Source organism: Rhodopirellula sp. P2 (assembly GCF_028768465.1).
Classification (GTDB): domain Bacteria; phylum Planctomycetota; class Planctomycetia; order Pirellulales; family Pirellulaceae; genus Rhodopirellula.
In genome coordinates this window covers 4,068,551-4,082,069 of sequence record NZ_CP118225.1, presented here as the reverse complement: position 1 = coordinate 4,082,069, position 13,519 = coordinate 4,068,551, and the positions used below count along the sequence as shown (strand labels likewise).

General features: G+C 58.1%; 12 protein-coding genes. 8 read left to right on the top strand and 4 right to left on the bottom strand.

Annotated features, from left to right (window positions below; genetic code table 11):
• The first annotated feature begins 89 nt into the window (after positions 1-89).
• Positions 90-1,382: an outer membrane protein assembly factor BamB family protein gene (locus PSR62_RS14350; RefSeq protein ID WP_274403682.1), complete on the top strand. Its 1,293-nt coding sequence runs from the start codon at positions 90-92 to the stop codon at positions 1,380-1,382.
• Positions 1,383-1,402: 20 nt separating this feature from the next.
• On the opposite strand, the gene PSR62_RS14345 is transcribed toward PSR62_RS14350, so the two are convergent.
• On the bottom strand, positions 1,403-2,473 hold the full coding sequence (locus PSR62_RS14345) for a hypothetical protein (protein ID WP_274403681.1): 1,071 nt from the start codon (positions 2,471-2,473) through the stop codon (positions 1,403-1,405).
• Positions 2,474-2,706: 233 nt separating this feature from the next.
• Positions 2,707-3,186, bottom strand: coding sequence for a hypothetical protein (locus PSR62_RS14340; protein ID WP_047813858.1), 480 nt, complete (start codon positions 3,184-3,186; stop codon positions 2,707-2,709).
• 279 nt (positions 3,187-3,465) lie between these two features.
• Between PSR62_RS14340 and PSR62_RS14335 the strand changes: the two genes are divergently transcribed.
• The 7 genes from PSR62_RS14335 to PSR62_RS14305 all read left to right on the top strand — a co-directional run bounded on the left by PSR62_RS14335 (position 3,466) and on the right by PSR62_RS14305 (position 8,124).
• The gene (locus PSR62_RS14335; RefSeq protein WP_274403680.1) at positions 3,466-3,987 is read left to right on the top strand and encodes a CBS domain-containing protein; all 522 of its coding nucleotides are present in this window, start codon (positions 3,466-3,468) and stop codon (positions 3,985-3,987) included.
• A 387-nt stretch (positions 3,988-4,374) separates the two neighbouring features.
• Positions 4,375-5,379 carry a sugar phosphate isomerase/epimerase family protein gene (locus tag PSR62_RS14330; protein WP_047813859.1) on the top strand — a complete coding sequence of 335 codons (1,005 nt, stop codon included), beginning with the start codon at positions 4,375-4,377 and terminating at the stop codon, positions 5,377-5,379.
• A gap of 5 nt (positions 5,380-5,384) precedes the next feature.
• Positions 5,385-5,588: a sulfur carrier protein ThiS gene (gene thiS / locus PSR62_RS14325; protein ID WP_047813860.1), complete on the top strand. Its 204-nt coding sequence runs from the start codon at positions 5,385-5,387 to the stop codon at positions 5,586-5,588.
• 234 nt (positions 5,589-5,822) lie between these two features.
• The gene (locus tag PSR62_RS14320) at positions 5,823-6,686 is read left to right on the top strand and encodes a thiazole synthase (RefSeq protein WP_274403679.1); all 864 of its coding nucleotides are present in this window, start codon (positions 5,823-5,825) and stop codon (positions 6,684-6,686) included.
• A 2-nt stretch (positions 6,687-6,688) separates the two neighbouring features.
• Entirely contained in the window at positions 6,689-6,904 is a 216-nt protein-coding gene (locus tag PSR62_RS14315; protein WP_274403678.1) for a SlyX family protein, read from the top strand.
• A gap of 277 nt (positions 6,905-7,181) precedes the next feature.
• Entirely contained in the window at positions 7,182-7,409 is a 228-nt protein-coding gene (locus PSR62_RS14310) for a hypothetical protein (RefSeq protein ID WP_274403677.1), read from the top strand.
• Between the two features lie 118 nt (positions 7,410-7,527).
• Positions 7,528-8,124, top strand: coding sequence for a cytochrome c oxidase subunit 3 (locus PSR62_RS14305; RefSeq protein ID WP_274403676.1), 597 nt, complete (start codon positions 7,528-7,530; stop codon positions 8,122-8,124).
• Positions 8,125-8,530: 406 nt separating this feature from the next.
• On the opposite strand, the gene PSR62_RS14300 is transcribed toward PSR62_RS14305, so the two are convergent.
• Both PSR62_RS14300 and secD read right to left on the bottom strand, forming a co-directional pair.
• A complete protein-coding gene (locus PSR62_RS14300; RefSeq protein ID WP_274403675.1) occupies positions 8,531-10,015 on the bottom strand; it encodes a sulfatase in 1,485 nt (494 codons plus the stop codon).
• Positions 10,016-10,205: 190 nt separating this feature from the next.
• The gene (secD, locus tag PSR62_RS14295; protein WP_274403674.1) at positions 10,206-13,499 is read right to left on the bottom strand and encodes a protein translocase subunit SecD; all 3,294 of its coding nucleotides are present in this window, start codon (positions 13,497-13,499) and stop codon (positions 10,206-10,208) included.
• Between the last annotated feature and the right edge of the window lie 20 nt (positions 13,500-13,519).

The window sequence follows — 13,519 nt, the reverse complement described above, 5'->3', positions numbered from 1 at the left end:
AAATGGTCCCTGCTTCCTTGGCGAGAGTTGATATGTGCGTGGTGAAATGTCTGAGTGGCTCAGTCGCCTTCCTGGCGATCCTGTTGAGCATGACAAACGATGCAATTGGCAATGACTTCACGCGTTTCCGCGGCGGGGACGCGACGGGCGTCGCGGCGGACCACCCTGAATTGCCGACCCAGTGGGACACAGAAACCAATGTCGCCTGGGTCGCCGATGTGCCCGGACAAGGCTGGGGCAGCCCGATCATTGTCGGTGACCGAGTGTTCGTCTCGGCCGTCGTGGCAGAAGAAGTGAACACGCCGCCGCAGGGAGGCTTGTACCTGGGCGAAGGCGTCCGCGACCCAGCCGAGGGAATCCACCACTGGATGGTGACCTGCTTTGACCTGGGCAGCGGCCAGGAACTCTGGAAGCGAGAGGCACACACCGGCCGCCCCGTCGTTCCGCGACACCCCAAGAGCTCTTACGCGGCGGAAACACCCACGACCGATGGCGAGCGGTTGTTTGTCTTGTTTGGTGACCTGGGACTGTATTGCTACAGCCTTGAAGGTGAACTGCTGTGGTCACAACCAATCGAGCCAAAGAAGACGAACATGGACTACGGCGCCGCGGCCTCACCGGTTGTGCATGGCGACCAAGTGTTCGTGATTTACGACAACAAGGAAGCGTCTTGGATCGCCGCCTTCGACACCCAAACCGGCGAACAGCGCTGGCGAACCGCACGCGACGAAACGATGTCCTGGGCCACCCCACTGGTCTGGGAAAATGAGCTTCGCACCGAAATCGTGGTCCCCGGCAAAAACGCAAACCGAAGCTACTCTCTGGATGGAAAGGAACTGTGGAGCTTCGATGGAGACATGTCGATCCTGGTCATTCCCTCGCCGTTTGCGGCACATGGGATGTGCTACCTGTCCTCCGGCTATGTCGGTGATTCCCACCGGCCCACCTTTGCGATTCGCCCGGGCGCGGCGGGCGAAATCGACACCTCCGATGGCTTCTCAAGCAGCGAATTCATCGAGTGGTACCAGCCGCGAGCGTCACCCTACAACACGACCCAGATCGTTGCGGGCGACTACCTGTACACGGTCTACGACCAAGGCTTCATGACCTGCCACAACGCACTGACTGGCGAGGAGGTCTACGGCAAGCAGCGATTTTCGCCGAAGGGATCCTTCACATCCTCACCATGGGCCTATGACGGAAAGGTGTTCTGCCTCAGCGAGCAAGGGCTGACCTATGTCATCCAAGCCGGGCCGGACTTCCGCGTCCTGCAAACCAACCCGCTGGACGAGCTGTGCATCGCCACGCCGAGCGTGAGCGATGGCAAGCTGCTGATCCGCACGCTGACGAAGGTCTACTGCATCAGCGAAGCGAGCGAATGACCGAGCGAACCGTGGTTCACTCAGCGAATCACGGAGTCGCTGGGGTAGCCCGATGCCGCTCCCGTGCTGCCAGGCATGTAGCCGGCTGGTCGCACCGAGTTGGAACTGCCGGAAACCGAACCGGTTGCGGTTTGGTAAGCCGGGGCTTCCGTCACAGCAGCCGCGGCCTTGGCGGCTGCGTCGGCAGTTGCCTTGGTGGCTCCGGATGCAGCCGAGGCGACGCGGTCTTTCGTCGCGGAAATTGATTCACCCAAGTTGTCGGGCAACCCGATCGCCGAGACGGCGGGTGACGACTTGGTTTCGCTGGACGCCGTGGTCGAGGCGCTCGGACCGGGCATCAAATCGCTAGGCAGCGAAAAAGCCGAGCCTGTCTTTGATGAACTGGATGGCTGCTGCGCCACAATCGCATCCATTTCCGGTCCTGGCAAAGTGAATCCGTTGGACTTACTTGCCGGAGTGCCTGACTGAGCTGCGATTGCCTCGGCGCCCGCCGGGGTCGAAGTCGAAGGCACACTGATCGGCGGCATCGCGGTCGGACGTGGTGTCGCGGTTTGGGTCGAAGCAGATGGCTGCGTTCCCATCGCGTAGCCGTTGGCCGATGCGGCCGCGTAACTGGCAGGTTGCGATGGAGTCTGGCTTCCTGGCAATGCATACGACGCCGGCGGCAGAGAGCCGTTGGACTGCGAAGCGACTGCGCCGTAAGGAGTGGTCGCGGAAGCCGGTGGCGTGCTGGGTACACCTGGTGTGCTGTTGACGGTTGGCAGACCAGCCGTGCTGGTTGCGGCGTACATGTTGGGCGACGAGCCACCTGGCATTCCGCTCGGCGTGGTGGCTGGTGCGGTTCCACCGGCGATCGAAGCAATCGCGTTCGGCGTGGCTTTGGACGAAGGCGGCTGGGGGTAAGTCAGCGAGGGGCCAGTGCCGGCCAATGTTTCAGCGGAGGGTTCCCCTCGCATGCCGAACAGGTTCAGGCTTGGACGTCCGCTGCGGCAACCCGTGGCAGCGATGCTGGCGGTCACACAAAAACCGATTGCGGCGTGGGCGACCAGGGTTCGCGCGGCGTTTCGAGTTTGAGTTGATCGTGTCGTCATCGTCGCGTCCTTCCGTCGGAGGCGGATTGGGTGTTGTCGAAATGGTTCCAGTGCGTTGAATCGACCGATTCAATCGTTCAATGAAGCCAAATCGGAAAATCCAGTCCAATTGATACAGGCGGCCGTGAGTCGGGTGGCCGTCATACAAGCAGCCCATGCGAAGAACACATCGGGCGACCTGTTTAACTAGGGATTTCAGCTCGGTGGTGTCAAGAGATCCGCGACCGCAAAAATCACAGGTACATCGCCTGGAAGCCGTCGCCGTCTTCGATTTGCCGCTGAATTTTTTCCAAACGTTTTTCGGTTTGGGTCAGATCGCCCGCCTGAATGTAACGGTCAAACTCCACCGCAATGGAATGCTTGACCGACTCGGCCAAGAACTCCACGGCCGGCTCGTTCAGCCAATCGCAGGTCTCTTCGCTAAGCGTCACCAACAAATCGACCGCCTTCGTTTTCAAGTCCTTTTCACCGGTCATCACGACGCCCTCGACGTGAAACTCAACGCGACCGCGATCCGGGTCGTTGGTCAGATGAAAGGCACAGCGAGCGCGGTGCAGGTAATACGTGTTGTGGGTGCCATGTTTGGCCAGCGCCGCTTTGACTCGCAGCACAAACGCTTCGTAGTTCGGCGAAGCATCCAACGGAACGTCCAACCGAGAAACGGTGCGAAGCGGCAAACAATCAAATTCGAATTCGACCCAACGACCCAACATTCCACTCTCCTGGTGCACTGCGTGACAACTTTCACAAACCCCATTTTCTGTTTCGACAACTGGGGCACGCGACTTGCCTTTGTGACGCATTTCACCGTGAATTGCGACCCCAACGGCAAAGCCGCCCGCCAAGTACGCAGGAAGTGAGCCTGGAGTTGAAAGCTCGGCTTGGATTTGCGGACGGGAATTTTCTTGACGGAGTCTCCCTGGAGGCCTCAAAGTGATCTCAGGTGAAGACTCTTTCTACAGATCCTGCCTTGTCAAATGAGGACTCTCGTCATGACGAAAACCATTGGAACCGCGACGCTTCCCACCCCCAGCCCTGGAACCATGCCGCATGTGACGGCTCGCGAGATGATGGTTCGCAACCTCATCACGTTGTCACCCGAAATGGATTCCCTGGAAGCACTCGACGTGCTGCTGCGGCAACGCATCTCCGGTGCCCCGGTGGTGGATGACAACGGCCATTTCGTCGGTGTCTTTTCAGAGAAGTCCTGCATGAAGTTTGTCGTGGGGATGGCCTACGAAAATCTCCCCAGCATCCCGGTCGGTGACCTGACGGACAAAAACCCACCGACGATCAGTGAAGAGACTGATTTGTTGACCATCGCACAAACGTTCTTGAACGCCGCGTGTCGTCGGCTGCCAGTGCTGGACAGCGAGAGCAGGCTACGCGGGCAAATTTCCCGGCGAGACGTGATGCGTGCTGTTCGCAGCCACATGCAAACGCCAACCAAACCGCACACACACACCGGTTTGTATCTCAGTGCGATTTTCTCCTCCGAAGAACGCCGTGTCTGACGCAGGCACGATACGTTTCGGCCCCCACCGTGGTAGAGGTCGTGCAGTTTCGAAGTGCTGTGTTCGCCCGAACGGCGTCGCGCGACCTCCCCCACAACTTCGTTTCGTGAGCGGTGCGCCTTGTGGAAACACGCTAGAAAACGACATCAAGAAGCCGCACGACCTCGGTAGACGAGAGCGCCCCGTGGCGGTTCGGTCTCGCCGGCGAATGAAGGGGAGGGGCGACTGCGAACTGGATTCCGTTGGGAATTGGATTCATGGGTTGCAGGGGAATTGCCCGGCGAACAGTGTTCGGCGATAATGCCGGCCCGTCGCCACGAGGGCGTTTGCTCTCGTGTTACGATCCGTTTTGAATGGATCCTGTTCCCTGTTTTCCTGGAGACCTCCATGCCACGTCCCGTTACGATTTTCACTGGTCAGTGGGCCGATTTGCCGATCGAAGAGATGGCAGCCATGACCGCCGACTTCGGATACGACGGGATCGAATTGGCTTGCTGGGGCGATCACTTCGAAGTCGACAAAGCTCTCGCCGAAGACGATTACTGCGAAAAAAAGCACGCGTTGCTTGCCAAGCACAACCTGCAATGCCACGCCATCAGCGCTCACTTGGTCGGCCAAGCTGTGCTGGACAAAATTGATGAGCGGCACAAATCCATTCTGCCCGAATACATCTGGGGCGATGGCGATCCAGAAGCGGTCAACCAACGTGCAATCGAAGAGCTGAAGAACACCGCTCGTGCGGCCCAGAAGTTCGGTGTCGATGTTGTCAACGGCTTCACCGGCAGCAGCATCTGGCACTTGCTGTATTCGTTCCCACCCGTTTCCCCCGCCATGATTGACGCGGGATTCGACCTGTTGGCGGAACGCTTCAATCCGATCTTGGACGTGTTTGGTGAATGCGGCGTGCGTTTCGCGTTGGAAGTTCACCCCACTGAAATCGCGTTCGACATCTACACCGCTCAACGGGCCCTGGAAGCACTCGACAACCGGCCTGAGTTCGGATTCAACTTTGACCCCAGCCACTTGATCTGGCAGGGCATCGATCCGGTCCAGTTCATTCGCATGTTCCCCGATCGCATTTACCACGTGCACATCAAAGATGCGATTGTGACTTTGGATGGTCGCACGGGAATCAACGCCAGCCACCTGAACTTTGGTGACTCACGACGCGGTTGGGACTTCCGAAGTCCTGGACGCGGTGGCGTGAACTTCGAAGAGATCATCCGTGCTCTCAATGAAATCGATTACCAAGGCCCGCTGTCGATCGAATGGGAAGACAGTGGCATGGAACGCACATTCGGTGCACGGGAAGCCTGCGAGTTCACCAAGAAGCTGGACTTCTCGCCCAGCAACCGTGCTTTTGATGCGGCCTTTGACGACGAGAACGCCTGAGTCGCATGATCGACATCACAGTCAACGGCCGCCCCACACAGATCGATCGGCCCATGCCGATCGACGAACTGCTGGTCACGGTCGAAGTCCCGAAGAATTACCTTGCGGTCGAAGTCAACGAAGACGTCGTCCCGCGAGAGAACTACGCCGCGACAATCGTTGGCGAAGGTGATCGCGTCGAGGTGGTGACCTTGGTCGGTGGCGGCTGAACGGCCCGATCAGTGGCCGGTGCCAGGTTGACTGCCCGACCACGCCTGGCTCGTCGAGCGCGCAGGCCGGATCTGCTGGGACCGAATCTGCTTGGCGGTTTGCTGGCCAGAGAAAGGACCGGGGATTGTTGCTGCGATCGATCGGTTGTCTGATCAGGGCGGATTCACCGGTCCTTCGCATTCCGAACATGATCGCTGCGACGCTTCCTTCCCTTTCCACCCCATCTGTTTTTTATGACCACCGACGCTCTTTCCGATTCACCGCTCAAGATCGGATCGCACACGCTGAACAGCCGATTGCTGGTTGGCACCGGGCGTTACGACACGATGGAACAGATGCGTGATTCCCTGGACGCATCCGGCACAGAATGTGTCACGGTGGCGGTTCGTCGCGAGCGATTGTACGACCGAACGGGCCAGAACATCCTGGATTTCATCGACTCGGATCGCTACATCCTGCTTCCCAACACGGCCGGTTGCTACACCGCTGCCGATGCCGTGCGTGCGGCCAAGCTTGGCCGAGAAATCTTGCGAACGCTTGGCAACCCCGGTTCGGACTGGGTCAAATTGGAAGTCCTCGGCGACAGCAAAACGCTGCTCCCCGATCCGGTGGAAACCGTGGCGGCGTGCGAGCAATTGGCTGCCGATGGCTTTTCGGTGCTCTGCTACACCAGCGACTGCCCGGTCACTGCCCAACGACTGAAAAAGGTGGGTGCCGCAGCGGTCATGCCCGCGGGCAGCCCGATTGGCAGCGGAGCGGGGATCCTGAACCCCAACAACCTACAAATCATCCTGGAATACCTGAAGGAAGACGACGAGGACTATCCGGTGATCATTGATGCCGGTGTTGGAACGGCCAGCGATGTGTCCGTGGCGATGGAACTGGGAGCGGACGGCGTGCTGCTCAACACCGCCATCGCTCACGCCCGGGAACCCGTTCGAATGGCCCACGCCATGAGAATGGCAGTCGACGCCGGACGCCACGCAGCCCTCGCCGGACGCATTCCGAGACGTCTCTATGGAACCGCCAGCAGCCCGCAGGAAGGCGTGATCAGCACGCGTCCCTACGGTTCACAAGCCAATGAAATTGGATCTTGAGCATGTCGATGGAAGATCGAATCACGGAACTTGAAATCCAGCTCGTTCACACTCAACGGGTTTGCGAGCAACTCAACGAAATCGTGACCGAGTTGTCGCTCGACGCTCAACGCCGCGAACGCGAAATCAAGCGACTCGCCGATCAATTGAAGGACCTTAAAAACAAGTCCAACGAACGTGGTGGCGATTTGGAAGACGAACGACCGCCGCACTATTGAACCGCGTGGCTTGGCCGAATTCAGCGATCTGATCGAATTGTGTGACTGGGCACGGAAGACATGCAACCGTCCCGCCGATTGGGAATGCCATTCAGAGGCCGAACAGAAAAGGAAGCCGCCTGAACGTCGCCGCTCATCGCTCCGCAACGGGGCGACGAAAGCCGATGCGGGATTTTATTCCGGTTGGGCGGACTTTTCCATGAAGGCCGACTGGGTTGATTGCCGATGGCAGAGGTGACCGTGTCTCGTTTCCTCCCATCGATCTTGGCTGCTGCACATGTCGTCCAATTCACCTTCCCCGCGTCCGCCCGCCAACGAACTGACGGCTGAAGAATTGATCCTTCAGATGGAAGTCGAAGAAGTCCAAGAACTGCTTGGCGACATGGGATTTGACCCTCGGCCGGAGTTTGCACGTGGGATCCAGCAACTGGTTGCCTCACTGGGTTCGCTCGACGCGGCCATCATCGCACTGCAAGACAACCTGGTTCAACGCCGCGCTGCCTGAATTGGCAGATCGACGTGGTCACTGACTATGGCTTTTGTGCGAAGCGGTTAAACTTGGCAGCCCGTGACGGTTCAAAGAATCGACGCCCGCCGCTTTCGCCAGCCAATTGAAGTTGCTCATGCCCACCAGTGTCCTTCCGACCGACCGACGCTATCAACAAGGCGGCTGGCTGTTCCTGGGAACACTGCTGGTGTTCTTCCTCAGCAGTCTGCTGCTTTACGGCATTTACGCGAGCAGTCGGCTGGGCGATTTGCAATCGTCGGCGCCCTTGCCCGATGCATTCCTCACCAGCACGGCGTGCTTGCTCGTGATCAGCGGATTGGTGCACTGGGGCACACGAACGGTGCGGCGTTCGAAACGCATCATGACGGGCTCGTTGTTGGCGGTCAGTGCCATTGCCGCGGTGGTGTTCATGGCAATCCAGTACATCGCCATGCTGGAGTTGCTGGGCGGCCCCGCGATGCAAGGCGGGACCGGGAAAGGTGTCGCAGGGATGGTCGTGGTGCTGGCATTCCTGCACGCCCTGCATGTGGCCGGCGGAGTGATTGCACTCGGGATCGTGTCCGTGCGATCGATCCTGGGGAAGTACGACCACGAACGCCACTGGCCCGTCGATTTCGCGGCTCAGTACTGGCACTTCTTGGACGTGGTTTGGCTGTGCATGCTCGGCACGTTTGTGGCCACCACCGGTGGTTTCGCAGGCATCACGCTGTAGTCCGCATGCACGGATGGCAACGCGAGGAAGCGTTTCCCGCTCCCCTGCTCATTCACTTTCGTGGCGAAAATCACAACCCGACGCGTGAGCGAGGGACCATTCGCCGGATCGGGGGGAGTCCCTCGCTCACGTGTTTTGAAGTTGCGCTTTTTCCTCTAATGGCCAACGGCCTCTTTCAACATAGCCAGGGGCATCGCCCCTGGAGCAGAAAAACACGGCCCCATTTTGGCCAACGGCCAAATTCATTTCAAAACGCTTGGGTTGATATTGGCCGTTGGCCAACCAATTCCCATTCATTCTCGATCCCTGGGGCGATGCCCCAGGCTACGATGTCGAAGGCCGTTGGCCAACAAAACCAATTGCGTCAGCACCATCGATATCGCTGCCCAAGACAAGTCCAGGCCACTCAGTCTTTTTCAGTGGCTGGGAACCGTTTGCGCTCATCGCTGGGGACAGGTGTGCCGCTTTTGAGGTTCCACCATTCGTGAGCACGCTCGGGGTCATGGTTGGGGTTTGGAATCGGAGTGCGGGCGATCACGCTGCTTCTCCACTGCGTCAATTTACGTTTGAGGTCGCTCGCTCGGCCCTTCTTTTCGGAGGCCAGGTTCTTCGTTTCGCCCAGGTCGTTTGCCAGGTTGTAAAGTTCGAGGTCCCCGGTGCCGTCCAAGTACTCAATCAGCTTCCACTCTCGTTCCCGAATGGCACTGGCGGGTCGGTCATGGTGATAGTGCGGGTAGTGCCAATGCAATGCTTTCCGATCGAGGCGACTGGCTGGATCGGAAAGCAGCGGCAATAAGCTGTGACCGTCGATCGTTTGGTTGGCTGGCAATTCGCCTCCGGCCAATTCAACGAACGTGGGATAAAAGTCATGACTGATCGTGGGCTCACTGCACACGCCAGCTGATTTCACGGTCGCTGGATGACAGATGATCAAGGGGACTCGAATGCCGCCTTCGTGAAGCGAGCCCTTCTCACCTTTCAGGGGAGCCTGCGTGCTGACCAGATCGTCGGCCGCTTCTCGGTAGTCGTATCGTTGGTAGAGACCGCCGTTGTCGGAGGTGAACACAACCATGGTGTCATCCGAGAGGCCCAGTTCATCGAGCGACTCAACCAAACGCCCGACCATGTCGTCGCAGTGCTCGATCATGGCGGCGTAAACCGGATGAGGCAGCGACTGGCCGCTTTGCTTCGCCTTCGCTTCGTACTTCTGAACCTTCTCTGACATTGCGCCCAGCGGGATATGCACCGCAAACGGCGACAGCATCAGGAAGAATGGCTGGTCTTTGTTTTGCTTCATGAAATCGATGCACACATCGGCTTCGAAATCGGTGCGATACTGATTTGGTTTGGGTTTCAAATCCGAGCGTCCCTGGACTCGGTAGCGACCGGGAAGATGAGGCCCGCCGATGACGGCGCTGAAGTCATAACCCTGGCGATCGGGCTGGAACTCGGGGCCGTTGCCCAGGTGCCACTTGCCGACGTATCCCGTCGTGTAACCCGCCGCCTTCATGGATTCCCCGACTGTGACCGTGTCCAGCGGCAACGCCATGGTGGTCTGCGGCGTGATGACTCGTTCGAACGGACGCCAGTGCCCGGGGATGTGAGCGGTGATTCCGATCCGAGCTTGATTCTGCCCGGATTGAACGGCACACCGTGTCGGGGAACAAACCGCGCCGGAAGCATAGAAGTTGGTGAACCTCATTCCTGCGGCGGCAAGTTGGTCGATGTGGGGCGTCTCAACGAAATCGTTGCCGTAGCACCCGATGTCCTTCCACCCCAGATCATCAATGAAAATCAACAGGATGTTGGGCTGGTCAGCGCGAGCTTGCGAAGCGAGGCAGCAGGCGATCATCGCGATCGCCAGGGCGAACGGGGGCACTCGAAGTGTCACAGTGATTTCCAATGGGTGGGGAATTGGAGGGTGGGACTTCGAATGATAATCCATTGAGTTGGTGCGGTTGAGGACCGCGCACGAAAAACTCCCTTCCGATGATTCGAAAGGGAGTTTCGTTGTTTAGCAGAATCGTCGCTTCACGCAATCACGGGAAGCAGCCTCTTGATCGCAACTTCCCGTCAATCGATCAGGCGTTGGCGGCTTTCTTTTCAGCTCGCTCGACCAACCACAGCAACACGGGACTGGCCACAAACACGCTGCTGTAAGTACCGACGATCACGCCGACCACCAAGGCGAACGCGAACGCGTGAATGCCTTCTCCGCCGAAAGCGTAGAGCAACACGACCACGATCAACGTCGTGATCGATGTCAGCAACGTTCGGCTGAGCGTTTGGTTGATGCTGCTGTTGATCATCTCGCCGGTCAGGCGTGGTGCTTTGCCCTTCGTTTCACGAATGCGGTCAAAGACCACAATCGTATCGTTGAGCGAGTAACCAATGATCGTCAGCAACGCGGCAACCACGGTCAGCGAGATCTTGAACGGATCGATCAGCAGGAATCCAAGGGCGTCAGCCACCCAGTAACTGACTGCGATCGCACCCAATGTGATGGCAACGTCGTGAAGCAAAGCGACCACAGCGGCCAAGCCGTAGATGACGCGTTGGAATCGGAACCAGATGTAGCCAATGATGCAGAGCAGCGAGGCGAACAAGGCACCGAATGCACGGCTGATCATGTCGCCAGCAACACGTGCCCCCACGGCACTGCTGCTGATCCAAACAGGATCGCTGTCGAGCTGACGCTCCATTTCGGTCATCACCTTGATGGCGTTGTCGCCACCGAGAGGCAACTGAACTCGCCACTTCGAGAATGCCAAGGTCGAACCGGGCGACCAAGCGTCGATATCGTCACCGAGTGGCTGAACCACAATCCCTTCGGCATTGATTGGCACGTTGGCGGCTTCTGCCGCCGAAACGATCGAATCGATCAGGCCTTCTTCATTTTTGACTGCGACTCCATCGCCACCTTTGATGCCCAGCGAAATGTCCGAGGTGCTGAATGCCAAGCCAGGCAGTTCGACGGACTTGGTTTCGGCTTCAGCTTCTTCGGCCACGACTTCATCAGCTTCCGTGGTTTCTTCCACCGCCACTTCTTCGGTGACTGCTTCTTCGTCATCAGCTTGAGCAACCACCAACATCACGCCATTGTCGGACGACTGCCATTGGCTGGTCGTGGTTTCCGAAGGCCCGGCAGGATCGGAGGAACTCGTTGCTTCAGCAGCTGGCTCAGCCGCTTCTTGCGAAGCACCTGGCAGATCAGCGGGAGTGATGTCGACGGTGTAAGTCACCAACCCAACGGATTCGGAGGCGGCGAAACCTTCCTGGATGACCTTTTTCAAATCGTCGACTCGGTCAACGGAGGAGTCCACCTTGAAGACAGTGCCTTCTTCCGTGCCATCGATCGAGACACCGTTGACGGTGAACTGAACGGATTCCATTCCGGATGATGCCACGGCGTCGTTCATGATCTGCCGAACTTCATCCGCGTCGGTCGGTTGATCGACACGGAATTGAACCGAAGAACCACCGGCGAAATCGATGTCGAGAATGCTTTGACCGCGAGCGAACAAGGCACCCAAACCGCAGACGACCAAGATGGCTGACATCGTCAGTGTCATCTTGCCTTTGCTGATGAAGTTGAACTGCCCGCCACCGGCGAATGCCGAGCGGATGCTGTTGACGCCATCGGACATTCCCAGCGACAGGAATCCGCGACGCTCAGCCAAGTCAAAGATCGTTCGCGAAACGTAAATCGCGGTGAACATGGAATACAGGATGCCCAAGATCAACGTGACGGCGAAGCCACGAATCTGGTCCGTTCCGATCGCGTAAAGGACGATGGCGGTGATCAGCGTTGTCAGGTTGGCATCGATGATCGTTGTCGTCGCACGAGCGAAACCGTTGCGAATCGCCATTCGAGCCTTGGCACCTTTGCCCAGCTCTTCGCGGATCCGTTCAAAGATCAACACGTTTGCGTCAACCGACATCCCGACGGTCAAAACCAAACCGGCCAGACCAGGCAAGGTCAGTGGCTGGCTGATGAACACCATCGTGGCCAAAATCATCGCCATGTTCATGATCAACGCGATGCACGCGACCATGCCAGCGAAGCGGTAGTAGAACAGGATGAAAACAAGCACCAAACCCAGCGAAACGCCGATCGAGTACAAACCCTTGGTCCGAGTGTCAGCACCAAGCGTTGCTCCCACTTCGTTTTCTGCGATGGGCTGCTTGGTCACCGTTGCTGGCAACTGCCCCGCTTTCAAGATCTGGACCAACGAGTCGACTTGATCACGAGTGAAGTTACCGGTGATGCGACCGTTCTTGTTCATCGGCTCTTGGATCGAAGGAGCCGAGAGCAGTTCGTCATCCAACACGATGCCCAATTGTCGCGTTCGCGAACCATCGGGAGCGTTGTTGGTTGTCAGAGCACGGAAACGTCCCGAGCCCATGTCGGTCAGGGTGAACGCCACGGCAGGAGCACCGGTTTCATCAAACGTGCTGGCGGCGTAGGCGAGGTCTTCCCCGAGAATATCGAGCTTCGGGTTGACCACCATCAGGACTTCGATGTTGTCGAAATCTTGAGTTTTCAACCACTTGGCGACGGAAACCGACTCATCACCGATGCGTGCTTCGGGTGGAACGTTCAGGATCGCGCCGGTGCGTGGGTTGCGAGCCAAGGCACCGGTGACAGGCACCAACAGAGGACGCACGCCATCGGTTTCAGTTTCTTCGAAACCAATGCGAGCCCAAAAGCCGTAAAGCGAATCCTCAGGCGATCCGACCATGTCTTTGGTAGCGACACCCGGTTGCGGCGATTCGGCTTGCTCAATCGCTTCGTTGATCAGGGTCTGGTGGTCAAACTGGTTGGCCAAAATCGCAAAACGCAACTGACCGGCTTCTTCCACCAAATCCTTGATGCGTTTGACCGCGTCCGGATCTTTTTGCGGGATGATGATTTCGATTTGCTGTTCGCCGTAGGGGCGAATCACGATTTCTTGCGTGCCCGCCGGGTTGATACGGCGAGTCAACGGTGCCACCAAGTCTTCACTGGTGATTCGTTGACCTCCGCCCTCGATCACAGCGGCTTGCTTTTCAGGGTCCAGTTCGTAAACCAGAATGGTACCGCCCGAGAGGTCGATACCGAGGCTGGGGAACTTGTTTGTCAGCGTCACGGCACTGGCCGTGATGGCGAGCAAGATGAAACCGAAGCGAGAGCCATAGGTTGGCATCTTCAAGGATTTCGCCAAGAAGTTGCCAACAATGAACGGCAGAATCAGAACGGCCGCAGCGCTGAGCAGAGTCAGAAACTGTTCGATGCTGATGCCCTTGGAGACTTCGTTGGCAACGGCAGCGTCGGTTTGCGCGAGCCACTGAGCCGAAATCGTTTGGCAAATATCGGGAAGAGTCGAAAGATCCATCGTGGTTTCTAAGTACGGGT

Excerpts from the sequence above, each read along its gene's own strand:
- PSR62_RS14340 (WP_047813858.1), bottom strand. The coding sequence starts at position 3,186 with ATGTTGGGTCGTTGGGTCGAATTCGAATTTGATTGTTTGCCGCTTCGC.
- PSR62_RS14310 (WP_274403677.1), top strand. The coding sequence starts at position 7,182 with ATGTCGTCCAATTCACCTTCCCCGCGTCCGCCCGCCAACGAACTGACG.
- PSR62_RS14330 (WP_047813859.1), top strand. The coding sequence starts at position 4,375 with ATGCCACGTCCCGTTACGATTTTCACTGGTCAGTGGGCCGATTTGCCG.
- thiS (WP_047813860.1), top strand. The coding sequence starts at position 5,385 with ATGATCGACATCACAGTCAACGGCCGCCCCACACAGATCGATCGGCCC.
- PSR62_RS14335 (WP_274403680.1), top strand. The coding sequence starts at position 3,466 with ATGACGAAAACCATTGGAACCGCGACGCTTCCCACCCCCAGCCCTGGA.
- PSR62_RS14320 (WP_274403679.1), top strand. The coding sequence starts at position 5,823 with ATGACCACCGACGCTCTTTCCGATTCACCGCTCAAGATCGGATCGCAC.
- PSR62_RS14350 (WP_274403682.1), top strand. The coding sequence starts at position 90 with ATGACAAACGATGCAATTGGCAATGACTTCACGCGTTTCCGCGGCGGG.
- PSR62_RS14305 (WP_274403676.1), top strand. The coding sequence starts at position 7,528 with ATGCCCACCAGTGTCCTTCCGACCGACCGACGCTATCAACAAGGCGGC.
- PSR62_RS14345 (WP_274403681.1), bottom strand. The coding sequence starts at position 2,473 with ATGACGACACGATCAACTCAAACTCGAAACGCCGCGCGAACCCTGGTC.
- PSR62_RS14315 (WP_274403678.1), top strand. The coding sequence starts at position 6,689 with ATGTCGATGGAAGATCGAATCACGGAACTTGAAATCCAGCTCGTTCAC.
- secD (WP_274403674.1), bottom strand. The coding sequence starts at position 13,499 with ATGGATCTTTCGACTCTTCCCGATATTTGCCAAACGATTTCGGCTCAG.